General features: G+C 71.6%; 18 protein-coding genes. 4 read left to right on the top strand and 14 right to left on the bottom strand.

What is annotated here, in order from left to right; translation table 11 throughout:
* Positions 1 to 31: 31 nt before the first annotated feature.
* On the bottom strand, positions 32 to 3,358 hold the full coding sequence (locus ACLQ28_RS01730) for a S8 family serine peptidase (RefSeq protein WP_425684417.1): 3,327 nt from the start codon (positions 3,356 to 3,358) through the stop codon (positions 32 to 34).
* Between the two features lie 160 nt (positions 3,359 to 3,518).
* Here ACLQ28_RS01730 and ACLQ28_RS01725 point away from each other — a divergent pair, with 160 nt between their 5' ends.
* Positions 3,519 to 4,076, top strand: a complete 558-nt coding sequence (locus ACLQ28_RS01725; RefSeq protein ID WP_425684416.1) for a sugar O-acetyltransferase — start codon at positions 3,519 to 3,521, stop codon at positions 4,074 to 4,076.
* Positions 4,077 to 4,127: 51 nt separating this feature from the next.
* Here ACLQ28_RS01725 and ACLQ28_RS01720 read toward each other — a convergent pair whose 3' ends face one another.
* The 5 genes from ACLQ28_RS01720 to fdxA are packed head-to-tail and all read right to left on the bottom strand — an operon-like array spanning position 4,128 to position 7,910.
* Entirely contained in the window at positions 4,128 to 4,775 is a 648-nt protein-coding gene (locus ACLQ28_RS01720; protein ID WP_425684415.1) for a nucleoside/nucleotide kinase family protein, read from the bottom strand.
* Positions 4,775 to 5,425 carry an SIMPL domain-containing protein gene (locus ACLQ28_RS01715; RefSeq protein ID WP_425684414.1) on the bottom strand — a complete coding sequence of 217 codons (651 nt, stop codon included), beginning with the start codon at positions 5,423 to 5,425 and terminating at the stop codon, positions 4,775 to 4,777. The genes ACLQ28_RS01720 and ACLQ28_RS01715 overlap by 1 nt, the downstream gene beginning before the upstream one ends.
* 10 nt (positions 5,426 to 5,435) lie before the next feature.
* A complete protein-coding gene (locus tag ACLQ28_RS01710) occupies positions 5,436 to 6,464 on the bottom strand; it encodes a prephenate dehydrogenase (RefSeq protein ID WP_425684413.1) in 1,029 nt (342 codons plus the stop codon).
* Positions 6,465 to 6,480: 16 nt separating this feature from the next.
* Positions 6,481 to 7,587, bottom strand: coding sequence for a succinyldiaminopimelate transaminase (gene dapC / locus ACLQ28_RS01705; RefSeq protein ID WP_425684747.1), 1,107 nt, complete (start codon positions 7,585 to 7,587; stop codon positions 6,481 to 6,483).
* The gene (fdxA, locus tag ACLQ28_RS01700) at positions 7,584 to 7,910 is read right to left on the bottom strand and encodes a ferredoxin (RefSeq protein WP_030490464.1); all 327 of its coding nucleotides are present in this window, start codon (positions 7,908 to 7,910) and stop codon (positions 7,584 to 7,586) included. The genes dapC and fdxA overlap by 4 nt, the downstream gene beginning before the upstream one ends.
* 79 nt (positions 7,911 to 7,989) lie before the next feature.
* Here fdxA and ACLQ28_RS01695 point away from each other — a divergent pair, with 79 nt between their 5' ends.
* Complete coding sequence (locus ACLQ28_RS01695; RefSeq protein WP_425684412.1) at positions 7,990 to 9,075, top strand: GNAT family N-acetyltransferase; 1,086 nt, start codon at positions 7,990 to 7,992, stop codon at positions 9,073 to 9,075.
* A 144-nt stretch (positions 9,076 to 9,219) separates the two neighbouring features.
* On the opposite strand, the gene ACLQ28_RS01690 is transcribed toward ACLQ28_RS01695, so the two are convergent.
* From ACLQ28_RS01690 to mshB, 3 genes are all read right to left on the bottom strand, one after another.
* Positions 9,220 to 9,684 (bottom strand): hypothetical protein, encoded by a 465-nt coding sequence (locus tag ACLQ28_RS01690; protein ID WP_425684411.1) that lies wholly within the window; start codon positions 9,682 to 9,684, stop codon positions 9,220 to 9,222.
* A gap of 65 nt (positions 9,685 to 9,749) precedes the next feature.
* Positions 9,750 to 10,199, bottom strand: a complete 450-nt coding sequence (locus ACLQ28_RS01685) for a hypothetical protein (protein WP_425684410.1) — start codon at positions 10,197 to 10,199, stop codon at positions 9,750 to 9,752.
* Positions 10,200 to 10,216: 17 nt separating this feature from the next.
* Positions 10,217 to 11,143: an N-acetyl-1-D-myo-inositol-2-amino-2-deoxy-alpha-D-glucopyranoside deacetylase gene (gene mshB, locus ACLQ28_RS01680; RefSeq protein WP_425684409.1), complete on the bottom strand. Its 927-nt coding sequence runs from the start codon at positions 11,141 to 11,143 to the stop codon at positions 10,217 to 10,219.
* An 86-nt stretch (positions 11,144 to 11,229) separates the two neighbouring features.
* Here mshB and ACLQ28_RS01675 point away from each other — a divergent pair, with 86 nt between their 5' ends.
* Complete coding sequence (locus ACLQ28_RS01675) at positions 11,230 to 13,374, top strand: prolyl oligopeptidase family serine peptidase (protein WP_425684408.1); 2,145 nt, start codon at positions 11,230 to 11,232, stop codon at positions 13,372 to 13,374.
* A 35-nt stretch (positions 13,375 to 13,409) separates the two neighbouring features.
* Here ACLQ28_RS01675 and ACLQ28_RS01670 read toward each other — a convergent pair whose 3' ends face one another.
* Together ACLQ28_RS01670 and ACLQ28_RS01665 are read right to left on the bottom strand one after the other, a co-directional pair.
* The gene (locus ACLQ28_RS01670; protein ID WP_425684407.1) at positions 13,410 to 13,880 is read right to left on the bottom strand and encodes a hypothetical protein; all 471 of its coding nucleotides are present in this window, start codon (positions 13,878 to 13,880) and stop codon (positions 13,410 to 13,412) included.
* A gap of 65 nt (positions 13,881 to 13,945) precedes the next feature.
* Positions 13,946 to 14,344, bottom strand: a complete 399-nt coding sequence (locus ACLQ28_RS01665; RefSeq protein ID WP_425684406.1) for a winged helix-turn-helix transcriptional regulator — start codon at positions 14,342 to 14,344, stop codon at positions 13,946 to 13,948.
* A gap of 106 nt (positions 14,345 to 14,450) precedes the next feature.
* Between ACLQ28_RS01665 and ACLQ28_RS01660 the strand changes: the two genes are divergently transcribed.
* Positions 14,451 to 15,353 (top strand): NADP-dependent oxidoreductase, encoded by a 903-nt coding sequence (locus tag ACLQ28_RS01660; RefSeq protein ID WP_425684405.1) that lies wholly within the window; start codon positions 14,451 to 14,453, stop codon positions 15,351 to 15,353.
* Between the two features lie 90 nt (positions 15,354 to 15,443).
* Here the strand turns inward: ACLQ28_RS01660 and ACLQ28_RS01655 are convergent, their stop codons facing one another.
* The 3 genes from ACLQ28_RS01655 to ACLQ28_RS01645 are packed head-to-tail and all read right to left on the bottom strand — an operon-like array spanning position 15,444 to position 16,505.
* Entirely contained in the window at positions 15,444 to 15,632 is a 189-nt protein-coding gene (locus ACLQ28_RS01655; RefSeq protein WP_425684404.1) for a hypothetical protein, read from the bottom strand.
* 5 nt (positions 15,633 to 15,637) lie between these two features.
* Positions 15,638 to 16,348 carry a helix-turn-helix domain-containing protein gene (locus tag ACLQ28_RS01650; RefSeq protein ID WP_425684403.1) on the bottom strand — a complete coding sequence of 237 codons (711 nt, stop codon included), beginning with the start codon at positions 16,346 to 16,348 and terminating at the stop codon, positions 15,638 to 15,640.
* Positions 16,338 to 16,505, bottom strand: coding sequence for a hypothetical protein (locus ACLQ28_RS01645; protein ID WP_425684402.1), 168 nt, complete (start codon positions 16,503 to 16,505; stop codon positions 16,338 to 16,340). The genes ACLQ28_RS01650 and ACLQ28_RS01645 overlap by 11 nt, the downstream gene beginning before the upstream one ends.
* Positions 16,506 to 16,575: the final 70 nt, after the last annotated feature.

The following is a 16,575-nucleotide window of genomic DNA, read 5'->3' as shown; positions in this document are numbered from 1 at the left end:
CGCTCGGCCGCGGACCCGACAGGGGTACGCCTCAGCGCAACCGGTACGCCTGGATGATCCGTTGCGTCACCGTGTTACCGGCGGTGTCCCGGGCGGTGGCCCGCAGCGACACGTGGCCGGTGCCGGCTGGATGGTGCAACAGAGCCGACCAGCCGTCGGCGGAGGTGCGGACCAGCTTCGCCTTGCCCCAGGTCTTCCCGCCGTCGTACGAGACGTCGACAGCGAGCTTCTCCACCCGGGCGGCCCGCGCGCCGGGCTGCCGCTGCACCTGCACCGGGACGACGAAGGCCTGACCGGCCGGAGCACTGTTGTCGACCCGCAACGGCGGCGCGAAGCGCACCGCCGACAGGGGCAGTCGGGCCGGCGTGTCGCCGGCGACGTGCCCCGACCGGAAGGTCCAGCTGGATTCCACCTCGGTGCTCAGGTCGGTGAAGCTTCGCTTCGACGACGTGACGAGCCGGTAGTCCGCCTTACCCGCCGGCACCGTGAACTCTCCGTAGCCGGCGTACTCGCTCTCGCCGACCAACTTGCCGCCGCGCCAGAGCTTGGTGTGCTCACTGTCGCTCAGCGAGCCGCCCGGGTGCCCGGCGGCGTCGCTGAAGATCGGCACGTCGGCCAGGATGGTGTCGCCGACCCGGGAGATGCTCTGGTGCGGCCAGCGCGGGGTCGGGAACGACGGTGCGTACGGGCCCTGGTTCCAGGTCTCCTCCACAGTCCGCCCGGCCCGGTACGCGGTGGGGGTGGAGAAGAGCGCCGCCTGCGGGTTCAACCAGCCGTCCCCGTCCCGCGTTCCGAAGTAGATGTCGGATTCCCACTTCACACCCTTGGTGTTGTAGTACTCGACCCGCTGGCCGGGCACGACGGTGGGCAGGACCAGGGCGGAGCCGCCGACGTTGTACTCCAGCACGGGGTACACGGTCCGCTCGGCCTCCATTCCCGGGTAGCCGCCACGGAACCGGTGCACGACGGCGGCCAGGTCCCGTCGGGTGTAGTCACGGACGAACCCCGTGGGCACCCGGCCAGGAATCGCTTCGGCCAGCGCGTACAGGTACGGGCTGTTGGTCGTGTCCGGCTTGATCCACTGGCTGCTGACGGTCGCGACGAACCGGTCGGCGGAGACCGGCTTGCCAAGATGACCGCTGGTCAGGCCGGTGAACGTGTCCGCCCAGACCCCGATGCCGTATCCGCTGCCGTCGTCGGCCGTGAAGTTGCCGCTGATGTCGATCAACACCGGGGCGGCGTCCCGGTCCGGAACGGTCGTCCGTACCGGCTTGGTCCGGCGGGCGTCCACGACGATCCGGGTGTCCCGGTCGATGGTCAGTTCGGGCTGCGCCATTAGGGACATCCCGCCCTGCTCACCCTCGGGTGCGGGCTCGAAGACGACGCCACTGAGGCCGTAGTGCCCCTTGGGCACCCGCACGGTGGCCACCCCGTCCGAGCTGACGAGGTCCCAGTAGGCAAAGGTGTCCATCCCGAACAGGGTGGTCCAGTGGTCCGCGGTGCGCTCGGCGGAGCGGTTCAGGTGCTCCACGGTCAGCGTGTAGCTCTCCACCTCCCGGTTCACGGCCAGCGGGGTGACCGCGACCGCCGCCCCGGAACGGGCCACGATCCGACCGGTCCAGTAACCGTCAGCGTCGCCGAGGCGGGTGTCCGCGGTGACCGTGGTGCCGGCGGTGCCACCGGCCGGCACGGTGACCTGGCCAGCCGCGAGGGTGAACATGCCGGCGGGGGCCTGCTGCCCATCGGGTCCGGTCACTTCGAGGGTCAGGTCCAGGGTGATCGGGTCGGGGCCGTCGTTGCTCCAGCCGACCTTGCGGGCGACCGGGGTGTCGTCGTCGTGCGGCCAGGCCGATTGCCCGAAGGAGACGCTGACCGGGTCGCTGACGACCCGCTGGGTGATCGCCCTGGCCACGTCGACCCGGCCGGCACCCTGCTGGAACGCGGTCTGCTCGGGGTGCGGCTTCGCCGAGGCCATCAGGGTGGCCTTGAGCTGGGGTCCCGCCCAGCCGGTGTGCTGCTGGGCGAGCAGCGCCACCGCGCCGGTGACGTGTGGCGCGGCCATCGAGGTGCCGGAGAGCGCGACGTACCCCTCTCCCACCGGCGCGCCGAACTCGGTGCCGTCGGCGCGGGCGGCGACGATCTCCACCCCGGGAGCGGTGATGTCCGGCTTCAGCCCGCCGTCGCCGACGCGGGGGCCGCGGCTGGAAAAGTCGGCCAACACGTCGTCGCGGTCCACCGCGCCGACCGCCAACGCGGAGTCCGCGGTGCCCGGGGAGCCAACCGACCCGTCCGAGCCGTCGTTGCCTGCGGAGATCACGAAGAGCGCGCCGGTCTGCGCGGTCAGCGATTCGATCGCCGCCTCCAGCGGGTCGACGTCGGGCGTGTCGGTCCCGGTCAGGCTCATGTTGATCACGTCGGCCTGCTGATCGACGGCAGCCCACTGCATGCCGGCCAGGATTGCCGAATCCGAGCAACCCTGGTTCTCGCAGACCTTGCCGGCGAGCAGCGTGGCGTCCGGAGCGACGCCTCGGTACTTGCCGCCCGAGGCGGCACCGCTGCCGGCGATGATCGAGGCGACGTGGGTGCCGTGGCCGACCGTGTCACCGGCCTCGGTGACCTCGGTGAAATTCCGCGATTCCGCGACTCGGCCGGTCAGGTCGGGGTGGTTGGCGTCCACGCCGGTGTCCAGCACCGCGACGCGAACGCCCTGGCCGGTGAACCCCGCCTGGTACGCGGCCGGGGCACCGATCTGCGGCACGCTGTGGTCCAGGGTGATGTGTCGGCGGCCGTCGAGCCAGATCCGGTCGGCAACCCCCGCCGTGCCGACTCGGTCGCCGGTGCCGGTGAGCGCCGCCCAGACCGCTGTGGCCTGCTTCTTGTCCGCCGTCGCGGCGACGCCGCCGATTGCGGGCAGTTGTGCGGTGACGGTCAGCCCGGTGGGTGCCGCAGCGGTGCGCTGCCGCGCGCCCGCTTCGCCGGTGACCAGCACCGGCAGGTTGTCGCGGCGGGCGTCGTCGTACCCGGCAGCGATCAGCCCGGTCACGTTGAACAGTCGCCGGTCGACCCGACCGGCGCGGACCAGCGGTAGAGCGTCCTGCGGCAGCACGGTGAGCTGACCGCGATCGCGGGTGGTGAGGAAGCGCAGATGAGTACGTCCGGGGCCGGGACGGACAGCGGCGGACCCGGAGGAGTTGACGGTGACCCGGTCGCCGGTGAGCAGGGTGACCGTCTTCGTGGCGGCGACGCCGGTCGCGGTGCGCGGGGCGGCGTCGGGGGCGATGGTGGTCGGTGGGCTGGCCACGGCGGTCGCCGGAGTGCCCAGGACGAGGGCTGCCACGGCGGTGACTGCGATGGTCATTCTGCTGCGTCGATGCAACGGATCCTCCTCGTTGGAGCGTCATTACCCATGAGAGGTGCATTGACCGTCGTCAGTATTACATACGCGGTATGCAAAAAAGGGGTCGAAAATATGACGGACCTGCCAACCAACGACAGGCTCGGCGGGCATCATCGACCGGATGACCTCCATGAAGGACCGGATGCTCGCCGGCGAGCCCTACCTCGCTGACGACCCGGAAATCATCGCTGACCTGGACCGGGCCGCCCGGCTGATGGAACGCTTCAACACCTGTGCCGCGGCCGACCCGCAGGCCCGACTCGCGGCACTGGGCGACCTTCTCGGCGAACTCGGCGAGGGCACCTGGATCCGCCCACCGTTCTACTGTGACTACGGCTGGCAGATTCGCATCGGGCCACGCAGCTTCATCAACTACCACGCGGTCTTCCTCGACGTCGCACCCATCACCATCGGTGCCGATGTGCAGATCGGACCGAACGTGCAGCTGCTCACACCGACCCACCCGGTAGAACCCGAACCGCGCCGGGACAAGTGGGAAGCCGCCAAACCGATCACCATCGCCGACAACGTCTGGCTCGGCGGCGGCGCGATCGTGCTGGCGGGTGTGTCAATCGGCGCGAACACCGTCGTCGGCGCGGGCGCGGTGGTAACCCGTGACCTGCCCGCCAACGTGGTCGCCGTCGGCAACCCCGCCCGGCCGGTCCGCGAGTTGGACTAACTGTGCCGACCTCGGCAGGCCGGTCAGGCTGTGCCGACCTCGGCAGGCCGGTCAGGCCGCCGGCGGCTCGGGCAGGCGGACCACCAGGTCGGCCCGGTCGGCGGTGGGGGTGATCAGGGCCGCGTTTACCTCGTCGGTGCCCAGCGCCCACTCGCGCGCTTGCTCCGGCGTTCGCCCGAAGGCCTCGTGTCGGGCGGTCAGCCGACGCTGACGCAGCTCGGCGTCCAGATCGAGGAACCACGCCTCGTGCAGCAGCATCCGCACCTCCTGCCACGGAAAATCCGGCAGCAGCAGATAGTTGCCCTCGGTCACCACCAGCCGGACCGACGGCGGCACCTCGATCGACCCCGCCACCGGCTCCTCCAGCTCCCGGCGAAACTCCGGCGCGTACACCGAAGTGGGCTCCAGCCGGCGCAACCGGCGCAACAGCGACACGTACCCGTTGGCGTCGAAGGTGTCCCTCGCACCCTTGCGGCCCGCGCGGCCCAACCGGACCAGCTGAGACTGTGCCAGGTGAAAGCCGTCCATCGGCACCAGCCGGGCGGTCGGGCCGACGGCTGCCACGACCTGCTCGGCCAGGGTGGACTTCCCGGCGCCCGGCGCACCTGCGATGCCCAACAACTGTCGCGGACCGGCCTCAGCCAGCGCCAGCGCCCGTCCCACCAACTCGTCGACGGACAGCACCCGAGCCGTTGGCATCAGTCGAGGACCGGCGCACTGATCGTGAACCGTGCCTGCACGGCCGCCTGGACGGTCTGCGGCTGTGGGTCCAGCTCAAGCTCCGGCGGGCCACCACCCGAGCCGCCGCCACCGGGGAACGCCGCACGGGCAAACATCGGCCGGTCACCCGGGCCGGCGTCAGCCAGCTCGATCAGCGAGGTGACGCGGGCACCGAGCGCCTCGGCGTACTCCCGGGCGCGCAACAGCGCGTCGCTGATCGCGGCGTGTCGGGCCTCGCGGTACGCGGGGCTGTCCGGGCGAAGCTCCCACCAGGGCCCGGCCACCTCGACCTGATCCTGATCGGCCAACCGGAGCATCAGCTCACCGAGGCTGGTGAAGTCGGTGACGGTGACCGTGGTGGTCACGCTGCCGTGCCAGGCGACCACCCGCTCGCCCGAGCGTCGGGTCTCCGGTCGCACCCGCAGGTCGCCGGTCTCCCGCCGCGCCACCGCCGGCCCGGAGCCGTCCAGCAGCACCCGGATGGCGGCGGCGCGCTCGGCCAGCCGAGTCAGAGTGGCCTCCCGGTCCCGATCCCGCGCGGTCGCGGTGACCGCGAACCGGGCCAGCTCGGGCGGCACCTCCCGGTGCGCCTCGCCGCGCACCTGCACCACCGGACTGTCCACCGCCATGCCTCTCAGCCTAGTCAGCCACCGGTAGCCACGCGGTGTAGGAGACGGCGTCCGGGCCGATCCGACACCCGGTCAGGTGCCCGCCGGCGTCGCCCAGACCGCGCAGCCAGGTCACCTCGGCGTCATGGTCGCCGCCGGCCGGGAAATCCAGGGCCTGACCGTCGAACCGCCGGTCCAGCAGCGCCGAACGGGCTGCCCTGGCTTCCGCGTACCGGGCAATGAGCGCGGGGGCGTCGTCGGCCCGCAGCTCGGCGGCCAACCCGTCCAGGAACGCGCGGACCGCGGCCAACTCGTGCAGCACGCGGTCGCGGTTACCGAGCAGCATGTTCGCGGTCCGCTCCGCCGGTGTCCCGGCGACCCGCGTGCCGTCGGAGAAGCTGCCAGCGGCCAGCGCCAGCACCGCGTCGCGCAGCGGAGCCCGCTGCGTCGCCCCGGCCAGCGCACCTGCCAGCAGGTGCGGCACGTGCGAGGCGAGCGCGGCCACGGAGTCGTGAGCCGGCGCGGACATCGGCACGACCCGGGCACCGAACAACTCCACCAACAGCCCGGTCAGCCAGCGGAAGGCGTCCGTCGCGGCACCCGACGCCGGGCAGAGCACCCAGGCGGCACCGGCCAGCAGGGTCGGCGAGGCAGCCGTCATGCCGGACGACTCCGCGCCGGCCATCGGATGCCCCGGGACGAACCGGTCGGTGAGGCCGAGCCGGGCAGCCGCCTCAGCCACCTCGACCTTGGTGCTGCCGACATCGGTGAGCACACAGCCGGGCGCGGTCAGCTCGGCCACCCGGGCCAGGGTGACCGGGAGGGTGGGCAGCGGGCCGCAGAGGAAGACCAGATCCCGGTCGGCCACAGCCTGCTCGATCGTGGCCGGGGCGATCGCCCCCCGGCGCTGGGCCCGATCACGGGTCGCTGGGTCCGGATCCCAACCAACCACGTCCAGGCCGGCATCGGCCAGGCGCAGCAGAACGGATCCACCGATCAGGCCGGTGCCGATCACCGCCGCCCGGACCGCGGCGTACCGCCCGCTCGTGCCGTCGGTCATCGCCGGCCGCCCAGGGTCAAGCCCGCAGCCGGCCGGCGACCGCTGCGACGTGCTCGTCGGACTCGGTCAGTGCAACCCGGACGTGCTTCCCGGCACTGGGGCCGTAGAAGACTCCGGCGGCGACCAGGATGCCGCGCCGAGCCAGCCAGTCGACGGTCTGCCAGCAGTCCTCATCGCGCGTCAGCCAGAGGTAGAGACCCGCCTCGGAGTGCTCGACGGTGAAGCCGGCACTTGTGAACGCGGCGGCGAGCACCTCCCGCCGGGCGCGGTAGCGCTCCCGCTGCTCCTCGGCGTGTCGCTCGTCCCCCAGTGCGGCCACCATCGCCGCCTGCACCGGCGCGGGCACGATCATGCCCGCGTGCTTGCGAACCTTGAGCAACTCGGCGACGAGCGCCGGGTCACCGGCGACGAAGCCGGCCCGGTAGCCAGCGAGGTTGGACCGCTTGGACAGCGAGTGCACGGCAAGAACCCCGGCATAGCTGCCACCGCTGACCTGCGGGGACAGCACCGAGACCGGCTCGGCCGACCAGCCGAGGGGCAGGTAGCACTCGTCGCTCGCGACCACCGCGCCGCGTTCCCGGGCCCAGTCGACCACCTTTCGCAGGTGCGCTGCGGGCAGCACCCGACCGGTCGGGTTGCCGGGCGAGTTGACCCAGACCAAGCGGACCCGCGAGGTCGGCCCGACAGAGGTGAGCGAGTCGGTGCGGACGACTGTCGCACCGGCCAGCCGGGCCCCGTCCTCGTACGTGGGGTACGCGATCGACGGCACCACCACCACGTCACCCGGGCCAACGCCGAGCAGGGTGGGCAGCCAGGCGACCAGCTCCTTCGAGCCGATTGTCGGCAGCACACCGAGACCGTCGACCCCAGCGCCACAGGCCCGGGACACCCACGCCGCGATCGCGGCCCGCAACGCCGGGGTGCCTGCGGTCAGCGGATAACCGGGAGCGTCGGACGCGTCAGCGAGCGCCTGGCGGATCACCTCGGGCACCGGATCGACCGGCGTGCCCATGGAGAGGTTGATCAGGCCTTCGGGATGCGCCGCGGCCAGGGTGGCCGCAGCATCCAGAGTGTCCCAGGTGAACTCGGGTAGCCGCGACGAGACCGGCGCGGGCCGGTTCAGTGGCCCTCGCCGCGCGGCGGCTGCGCGGCGACGAAGGTGGCGTCCTTCTCCACCTTGCCGACCTTCGAGGCACCACCGGGCGAGCCCAGGTCCTCGAAGAACTCGTAGTTGGCGCCGGTGTAGTCCTTCCACTGCTCCGGGACGTCGTCCTCGTAGAAGATCGCCTCCACCGGGCAGACGGGCTCGCAGGCACCACAGTCGACGCACTCGTCGGGGTGGATGTAGAGCATCCGATTGCCCTCGTAAATGCAGTCGACCGGGCACTCCTCGATGCATGCCTTGTCGAGCACATCCACGCACGGCTCGGCGATGATGTAGGTCACCGGTCTTCTCCTCCGCAAGACGCGCCGCGATCACCCGCGACGGTAAGAGCCTAGTATCTCGCCGGGGAGGGGGTCGATCGTGCTCCGACAGCAGGATGTGGGACACCGGATCGTAGTCCGCCGGATTGTGGGGATTCGCGAGGGGCGACCGCTCTTCTCCGATGCTCTCGGCGAACTGGTCGAGCTGAGCGAGACTCATCTCACACTATCCACCGCGCAGGGCCAACTGCGGGTCCCGGTGACGCAGGTCCACCGTGCCAAACGAGTGCCGCCGACCCGTCGACCGACCGCCGCGGCGGTCGTGGCGCTGGAACGGGCCGCCGACGAGGCCTGGCCGGCACCGACGCGGGGCCGGCTCGGTGACTGGCTGCTCCGCTCGGCTGACGGCTGGACCGGGCGGGCCAACACGGCGCTGCCGATCGGCGATCCGGACCGACCACTGCCCGCCGCCGTGGACGCGGTCGAGCGCTGGTACGCCGAGCAGGGCCAGCCGGCAATGATCAATACACCGCTGCCACTCGCCGCACCGGTCGGTGCCGAGTTGGACGCCCGCGGCTGGACCGCCCGCCCGCCGACCCTGGTGCAGACCGCGCCGCTCCCCCTGCGGCCGGCACAGGCTGGCGAAGCCACGCGCGCCGGCTCACTGCCCGCCCAACTGTCCGGCGCAGCCGCCGGGGACGCCCGGGAGGCCGACGCCGCCCGAAAGGCCGACCAGGCGCCGACCGCCGACGGTTTAAGGGGCGACGCCGGCGGGTGGAGCAGTGCGGTCGTCGAGCTGGCGACCGCGCCGACCCCGGAATGGTTGACGGTCGCGGCCGGGCGCAAGGGCGGCCTGCCAGACGCCGGACGGCACGTGCTCACCGCCGTGGACCAGGTCCGCTTCGCCCACGTGTACGCCGACGGCACGCTGGTGGCGATCGGCCGGGGCACGGTGACCGGTCAGGGACGATGGTTGGGCCTCAGCCTGATCGAGGTGCTGCCCGCAGCCCGCCGGCAGGGGTTGGCTCGCCGGGTGGTCCACGAGTTGGCGGGCTGGGGTGTGTCCCTCGGCGCGTCGCACGCGTTCCTCCAGGTGGAGCAGCACAACGCGGCGGCGGTCGCGCTCTATCAGCGGCTCGGCTTCACCACCCACCACACCTACCTGACCCGGGTCGCCCCGCACTGAGTGCGGTGACCGACTCTGGGTCGTCTACCGGTCGGTGATCGACTCCACGTCGCCGATGTGGGGGTATTGGACGTCCTTGGGATACCCCCACAACGGCGATAGTGAGTTGATCAAGGCGCCGCGCGTCCTTGGGTAACGGCCGGGTCAGCGGCGGACGACGCGGCGCGGCTTGGCGGCCTTGACCTCGGCGTACCGCTTGAGCTGCCAGGAACGGTAGTCACGCCCGAGCGCGGTGAGCACCAGGTAGCCGATCAGCACCCCTGCACCGGCGGCGAGCAGGTAGAACCCGATCTGGGCGAGAAACGTCGCCGCACCGTCAGCGAACGGGTTGTAAGCGACCAGCAGGGGCCCGACCAGCAGGGTCAGCGCCATCGCCACTCCCACCACGAGGGCCATGTCGGCCGCCCAGTCCGCCAAGGGACGGAGACGACCCCAGCGGAAGGCGACCACGGCCAGGATCAGCCCGATCACCGCGAACATCGCCAACGACACCCGGCCGGCGGCCGTGTCGTCACCCTCGAAGCCGAACCGGATGATCAGCCGGGCGACCACGTTGACCACGAACAGTGCCGCCACGAGCACCCCGACATCACGCCACCGTCTGTCCATCCCAGGACCTCCTGCCGTACGCCCCGTCGCGGGGCTCGTATCCCTGGCTGGAATATCTACCACCCCTACCTGTGTGGCGTCATCAGCCCGAGCGTGGGCGGCGGGGCGAGGACCTGCCGGAAGCCCATCACCGCGAAGGTCATCGCGCCGGCCACGATCATGGCCAGGCCGACCCAGTTGTCGCCGGCCAGCAACAGGTCGCCCTCGCTGGTCCTGATGGCGGCCACCGCCATCAGCGCGAACCATGGCACCGCAGGCAGTGCCACCGCCCACCTGCGGCCGACCACCTCGTACGCGAACCAGCTCAGCGCGATGTTGGCACCGACGGCGAGGAGTGCCGACACGCCGATCAGTTGCCCGCCGACGCGGACCGTGGCAAGCAACAACTCCAGCACCCCGGTCAGCACTCCGGCGACCACCACGACGATCGCGCCGGCCACCCGCAGGCCCAGGTCCAGCAGTCGCGGTGGCGGCCCCGCCGGGGGCGGGGCGTTCTGGTCGTCCAAGAGCGTCATCGGTGCGGCGGGCAGAGTCACCGGAGACCGGCCGCCGCGACCGGGGACCGGTCCGTGGCGGTTTCCTCGGGGAGCCCGGCGAAGAGGTCGTCCTCCCAGCCGTACGGTCCGGCACCCGGGCCCTTCTCGCCGATCGCGAGGGTGAAGAACTCCACGCCCATGAACTCGCCGCCGAAGTTGCCGGCGATCGAGTAGAGCCAGGAGGTGGCCGGGATCTGGGTGGCGTGCGCTCGCATCGCGGCCTCCTTGGCCGTGTGGTGGTCGGTGCCGTCGATGCGGGCGGCGATCTGGGCATCCGGGGTGCCGAAGGGCAGGTCGGCAACGTCCTTGATGCCGCCGAACGGGTTGTCGGAGGACTCGGCGAAGTGCGTCATGCCGGCCTCCAACACGCTCAGCGGCATGGCCGTCCAGTAGACCTTCAGCGGGGCGCAGCCCTCGGCGGCGGCCAACTCGACAGCGCGCATCGCCACCCGGTGTGCCTGGATGTGGTCGGGGTGGCCGTAGAAGCCGTTCGGGTCGTACGTGATCAAGACCTGCGGGCGGACCTCCCGCATGATCTCCACCAGGTGCCCGGCGGCCTCGTCGAGGTCGGCCTGCCAGAAGGCGCGGGGGTGCTCGTTGGTCGCGAGCCCCATCATCCCCGAGTCGCGGTAGCGGCCGGCGCCGCCGAGGAAGCGGTGGTCGCTGACGCCAAGCGCCGCGCACGCGGCGGCCAACTCGCCGATCCGGTACCCGCCGAGCTGGTCGGCCTCGGCGGCGGCGAGCTGGGCCAGCGCGGGTTCGTGGATCTCGCCCTCCTCGCCGAGGGTGCAGGTCACAAGCGTGACGTGCGCGCCGTCCGCGGCGTAGTGGGCCATCGTCGAGCCGGTGCCGATCGACTCGTCGTCGGGGTGCGCGTGGACCAGCAGCAGGCGGCGGTCGGGCAGCATCGTCACGACGGTCACTCTAACTGGCGGTTAGGGCCGGCTGGCGCTGACGCGTCCGCCCAGGTCGGCCACATCACCTCCCGTACCGCTCTACGATTTGGCCTGTGGACTTTCCGGAGCTGGCCGCCCGCACCCGCCGGTTCAGCCACGGCGCGCCACGCGCTGTCTCCGTGGCTGAGGACGGCACCCGGGTGATCTTCCTGCGCTCGGCCGGCCCGGAGGATCCGGCGGACGCGCTCTGGCTGCTGGACGTGGCCACCGCCGAGGAGCGTCTGGTCGCCGATCCGGCAACCCTGCTGGGCGAAGGCGGGGACGTCAGGTCACTCTCCCCCGGCGAACGCGCGCTGCGCGAGCGGCTGCGGCTCAGCGCAGCCGGCATCGGCTCGTACGCGCTGGACGCCGCCGGTCGGATCGCGGTGTTCGCGCTGGCCGGGCGGTTGTTCCGGGCCGATCTGGTGCACGGCGACGTGGTGGAGGTGGCCGCTGTCGGCCCGGTGCTGGACCCACGTCCGGACCCGACCGGGCAGCGACTGGCGTACGTGACCGACGCGGCCGAGGGTGTGCGGCGGGGCGAGCTGCGGGTGATCGACGCTGAGGGCACCGACAGCCTGCTGGCCGGCGAGGACGCCGGGGTGAGCTGGGGGTTGGCCGAGCACATCGCGGCTGAGGAGTTCGGCCGGTTCCGAGGCTACTGGTGGGCGCCGGACGGCCGCATGGTGCTCGCCGCCCGGGTCGACGAGTCCCGCCTGGAGCGCTGGCACCTGCACGACCCGGCCGAGCCGGCCAGCCCGCCGACCGCCGTCGCGTACCCCAGGGCTGGTGGGCCCAATGCGGAGGTCAGCCTGCACCTGCTGGATCTTGACGACGGCTGGGTCGACGTGCACTGGGACCGGGAAACCTACCCGTACCTGACCGCGGTCACCTGGGTCGAGGGCAGCCCGCTGATCACCGTGCTGCGCCGCTCGCAGCAGCACGGGCTGGTGCTGGCGGTGGACCCACGCACGGGTGAGACGCAAGTGCACGCTGAGCTGGCGGATCCGCGTTGGGTCGAGCCGATCGCCGGCACTCCGGCGCACCTGCCCGACGGTCGGGTGCTGGTCGGCGGGGAGTTGGCACACGACGGGTACGACGCACGGTGCCTCTTCGCCGACGGCACCCTGCTCACCCCACCGTCGCTGTACGTGCGGCGGGTGGTGGGTCGGCTGCCGGCCGTCAGCGGTCCGGCCGACCTGTTGGTGGAGGCGAGCGACGGCGAGCCGAGTGAGCGGCACCTGTTCCGGGTCCGCACCACCATCGGCGGTGGCGTGGACGCGCGTCGGATCACCACCGACTCTGGTTGGCACACCGCCGCCGTAGGCGGTGACGTGCTGGCCGTCGGGGTCGCGTCGCTGGACCACGCCGGGGTGCGGTGGACGATCCATCGCGGCGATCAGGAGGTCGCCGAGCTGCGGTCCTTCGCGGCCACCCCGCCCTACTCGCCGCTGCCGCTGCTGGAACGGGTGACCGATCGGCGGCTGCCGGCGGCGGTGCTCTACCCCGACAACCACGTCACGGGCCGGCGGCTGCCGGTGCTGTTGGACATCTACGGCGGGCCGGGGCACCAGGAGGTGGTGGCGGCCCGGGCTGCCTGGCTGGAGCGACAGTGGTGGGCCGACGCCGGGTTCGCGGTGGTCACCATCGACAACCGGGGTACGCCGGGCGTGGCCCCGTCGTTCGAGAAGGCGATCCACCGACGGATGGCCGACGTGATCCTGACCGACCAGATCGACGCCCTGACCGCGCTCGCCGGCAAGCACCCCGACCTGGACCTGGGTCGGGTGGGGGTGCGCGGCTGGTCGTTCGGGGGGTGGCTGGCCGGGTTGGCGGTGCTGCGTCACCCGGAGCTGTTCCGGTGCGGGATCGCGGGCGCTCCGGTGACCGACTGGGCGCTGTACGACACCGCGTACACCGAGCGTTATCTGGGGTTGCCGGAGGACGGCATGGACGTCTACGCGCACCATTCGCTTGTCGAGTTGGCCGCCGAGCCGGTCACCGGCCCGGACCAGGCTCGCCCGTTGCTGCTGGTGCACGGTCTGGTCGACGACAACGTGGTGGCCGCACACACGCTCCGGCTCTCCGCGGCCCTATTGAGCACCGGCCGCCCGCACGCCGTGCTGCCGCTGACCGGTGCCACGCACCTGGCCGCGAACGGCACTGCCGAGCGGCTGCTCCCGCTGGAGCTGGACTTCCTCCGTACCCATCTGCGGTAAGCAGCATTCGATAACGCGGGGTGCGACCCGATCCGCTAGCGGCGATGGTCATCCATGGCGGGACTCCGGTTGGCCCATCCGCCTGGATTCTGCCGGGGTTGGACGATGAGCAGTGCCGTCACCAACTGGGCACCAGCTACGGGGAGAGCCTTCTGTAGGCCATAGGTGCTGAGCACGAACAGCGGAAAAGGCGCGGCGAAGAGCAGGATCGCGGCCAACCTGAACCAGTACCAACGAACGTCGGACAGCAGACGCAGCACCCCGAGACACACGGTGGCCGCGATGCTCAGCAGCGCCCACAGCGGGGCGAGAAACATGATCCCGATGATTATCAACAGCAGGTCTTCGGCGAATGCCGTGCCCCGGGGCGGGTCCATGAGGGCGTAGACGACAAACCCCACCGCCCACACACCCAGGTAGAGCAGCACGTGAAAGCCAAACCAGAGGGCCCACGGTAGTTCGGCGAGACGGTCCAGTGGCCGGCGGCGAAGCGTGTCGATGCCCACCGCCACATCGTATCGATCCGGGCGACCATGACGACGTCCCGTTCTTGCGAAATACGTTGCTGTATTCAGGGGCGGGCGTCGTATTGGACCCGGGCTTCGAAGACGCGATCCATGTGTGTCTCCGCCCAGTTCTTGATCGCGACCATGACCGGGAACAGCTCGTGGCCGAGCGGGGTGAGCGCGTAGTCGACCCGGACCGGCACGGAGGCGGTGACCGTGCGGGTGACCAGGCCGTCGCGCTCCAACGTGCGCAGGGTCTGGGTGAGCATCTTCTGGCTGACGCCGGCGATGCGGCGGGCGAGCTCGCCGTGCCGCTGCGGGCCGCTGGCGAGCGCTGGGATCACCAGGGCGACCCACTTGTCGGTGAGCCTGGTCAGCAGCTCACGGGTCGGGCAACCTTCCAGGAATGCGTCGTAGTCGCGTTTGGCCTGTTCGCGGCGTTGTGCGGCAGTCGTCGTCGCCATGTGTCGCCTCCTCTGGTGCCCTAGGCACTTTAGGGTACCTACTTTCTCACAGTGCCGATGATTCGTACGGTCGTGGTGATCACGAAATCCCACGAAGGAGACGGCGATGCGCGCAGTCAGCTATGCAGAGTTCGGAGGGCCGGAGGTCCTGCACGTGGCCGACGTGCCGGTGCCCGAGCCCGGGCCGGGGCAGGTCCGGGTGCGGGTGGCCGCGTCAGTCGTACATCCGGTCGACCTGATGGTCCGCTCCGGTCGGTTCCCGGCTCCGCTGCCGACCGGTCTGCCCTACACGCCCGGCTGGGACGTCGCCGGCAGCGTCGACGCGGTCGGTCCAGCGGTCGAGGAGTTCACGATCGGCGACGAGGTCATCGGCTTCTCGCCGTGGCTACAGACCACGGCCGGCGCCCACGCGGAGTACGTGGTCCTCGACGCCGCCGGGCTGACCTCCGCGCCCACCGGCGTCCCCGCCACCGAATCGGCGACGCTGCCGACCAATGGCCTCGCCGCTGCCCAGGCCCTTGACCTGCTCGCGCTCCCGGCGGATTCGACAGTGCTCGTCACCGGTGCCGCCGGGCAGGTCGGTGGGTTCGTTCTGGCCCTGGCCCGGGCGGCCGGCCTGCATGCCACAGGGCTCGCCGGGGCCGACGACCGCGAGTTCGTCGAGTCGCTGGGCGCGGCGTTCCTGTCGCGCGCCGACGATCCGACGGGGACGTTCGACGCGGTCATCGACCTGGCGGTGATCGGCGCCTCGCTGCTGGACCTCGTCCGCGACGGCGGCGGCTACGTGGCCGCGTCACCCCCGCTTCGCCCGGAGCCGGTGCGGGGAATCCGGACCTTCGCGCTCGAGGTGCAACCGGACGGCTCCCGGCTGGGCGAATTGGTCAAACTCGTCACCAGCGGCGACATCCCACTCCGGGTCGCTGGCGTGTACCCCTTCGCCGACGCGGCGGCCGCCCACGAGCGGCTGGCCCGAGGCGGCGTACGCGGCGGCGTGGTGATCGTCCCCTGATCGCCCGATCCTCCGACTTCGCCGCAGTCGCCCGGCGGGGTCGGAGGATCGGGCAAGCGGCTGCTCCACCTCTGAGGTAGGCCGTCATGCTCACAGCACCCCAAGGTTGATGGCGAGTCGGGTGATCGTGGCTGGGGCGTTCGGGTAACGAGCGGCCTGGGCGACCACGTCTCGGACGGCTGGCCGGTGGCGGATCTCGGCGGGCGCGATGCTGCCGGCCCGCAACAGGACCCCGGACGCGTTGGCGGGGTCGTCCGTCTGAAGGTAGGCGCGCGCCACGTCGATCAGGTGCGCGGCGCGATGCTCGACCGGTAGCCACCGCCACCCGTCTCGCCCGATCGCCTTCTCGTGCCTGGCGACCGCCTGCGGCCCGTCGCCCAGCTCCACGGCGGCGGCGACCCGCGCCAGCTCGACGGCCGTCGGCCCGAACGCCGTCCGGTGGTGGTCCGGTCAGCGGCCAACCAGGCGAGGCTCCCCTCCCCCAGCTTGATCAGGAGCGCCGCCGTCACCCGGTACACCTCCACCACCGCAGCCCGCCCGACCTCCGGGTCCTGCGCATGGGCGCGGTGAACCTCGGTCACCAACGTGGGTAGCAGCTCGACCAGACGCGGATACCGGGCGTGCTGGTAGGTCATCCACACATGCCGCACCTCACGAGCCAACCGATCGGGCGACATCACGTCCCGGCCCGTCGGGCGACCAAAAGCCATTGGGTACGCCGACAGCGCCGCCCGAATCCGCGCGACGCCCTCGCGACGCTCGGCCACCTCAGCGGACTGGACGTCACGACCGAGCAGAGCAGCGGCATCGACCCGCAACACCGCCGCGATCTCCCGGATGGTCGACACCCGCTCCAAGGAGCGGGCCCCGCGCTCGACCTTGTCCACCCAGCTCTTCGACTTCCCCAACCGGTCCGCGAACGACTGCTGCGACAACCTCCGCCGCACCCGCAGGTACGCCACCCGCCGACCGATCGGCACCGGATCACGGCTCACCACGCCACCGCCGATCCGGCACCGCCCGAGTCGTCTCCTGCACGGGTATCCGTTCCGCCTCGGCCTGCGCGAGCAACCGGCGTTTGGCTTCTTCCCGTTCGGCGGCGTCGATCTGCTCGCCCGTGCTGGGCACACCGGTGTCGTCCTTGCCGCTCATTCCCACCTCCGCTGGCCGGGGCAGGCGGTCTCGTTTGGCGACCTGTTCGTACTGATCCCGCCCTCACTCA

This window comes from Micromonospora sp. DT201, from assembly GCF_049841575.1.
Classification (GTDB): domain Bacteria; phylum Actinomycetota; class Actinomycetes; order Mycobacteriales; family Micromonosporaceae; genus Micromonospora.
The sequence above is the reverse complement of the archived record's forward strand: the minus strand, read 5'-3'. Positions and strand labels throughout refer to the sequence as shown.

What these genes read in the sequence shown, in the direction of transcription:
- ACLQ28_RS01710 (WP_425684413.1), bottom strand. Translation starts at nt 6,464, where the DNA reads ATGACCGACGGCACGAGCGGGCGGTACGCCGCGGTCCGGGCGGCGGTG.
- ACLQ28_RS01645 (WP_425684402.1), bottom strand. Translation starts at nt 16,505, where the DNA reads ATGAGCGGCAAGGACGACACCGGTGTGCCCAGCACGGGCGAGCAGATC.
- ACLQ28_RS01685 (WP_425684410.1), bottom strand. Translation starts at nt 10,199, where the DNA reads ATGACGCTCTTGGACGACCAGAACGCCCCGCCCCCGGCGGGGCCGCCA.
- ACLQ28_RS01715 (WP_425684414.1), bottom strand. Translation starts at nt 5,425, where the DNA reads ATGGCGGTGGACAGTCCGGTGGTGCAGGTGCGCGGCGAGGCGCACCGG.
- ACLQ28_RS01730 (WP_425684417.1), bottom strand. Translation starts at nt 3,358, where the DNA reads ATGACCATCGCAGTCACCGCCGTGGCAGCCCTCGTCCTGGGCACTCCG.
- ACLQ28_RS01660 (WP_425684405.1), top strand. Translation starts at nt 14,451, where the DNA reads ATGCGCGCAGTCAGCTATGCAGAGTTCGGAGGGCCGGAGGTCCTGCAC.
- ACLQ28_RS01720 (WP_425684415.1), bottom strand. Translation starts at nt 4,775, where the DNA reads ATGCCAACGGCTCGGGTGCTGTCCGTCGACGAGTTGGTGGGACGGGCG.
- ACLQ28_RS01725 (WP_425684416.1), top strand. Translation starts at nt 3,519, where the DNA reads ATGACCTCCATGAAGGACCGGATGCTCGCCGGCGAGCCCTACCTCGCT.
- ACLQ28_RS01665 (WP_425684406.1), bottom strand. Translation starts at nt 14,344, where the DNA reads ATGGCGACGACGACTGCCGCACAACGCCGCGAACAGGCCAAACGCGAC.
- ACLQ28_RS01690 (WP_425684411.1), bottom strand. Translation starts at nt 9,684, where the DNA reads ATGGACAGACGGTGGCGTGATGTCGGGGTGCTCGTGGCGGCACTGTTC.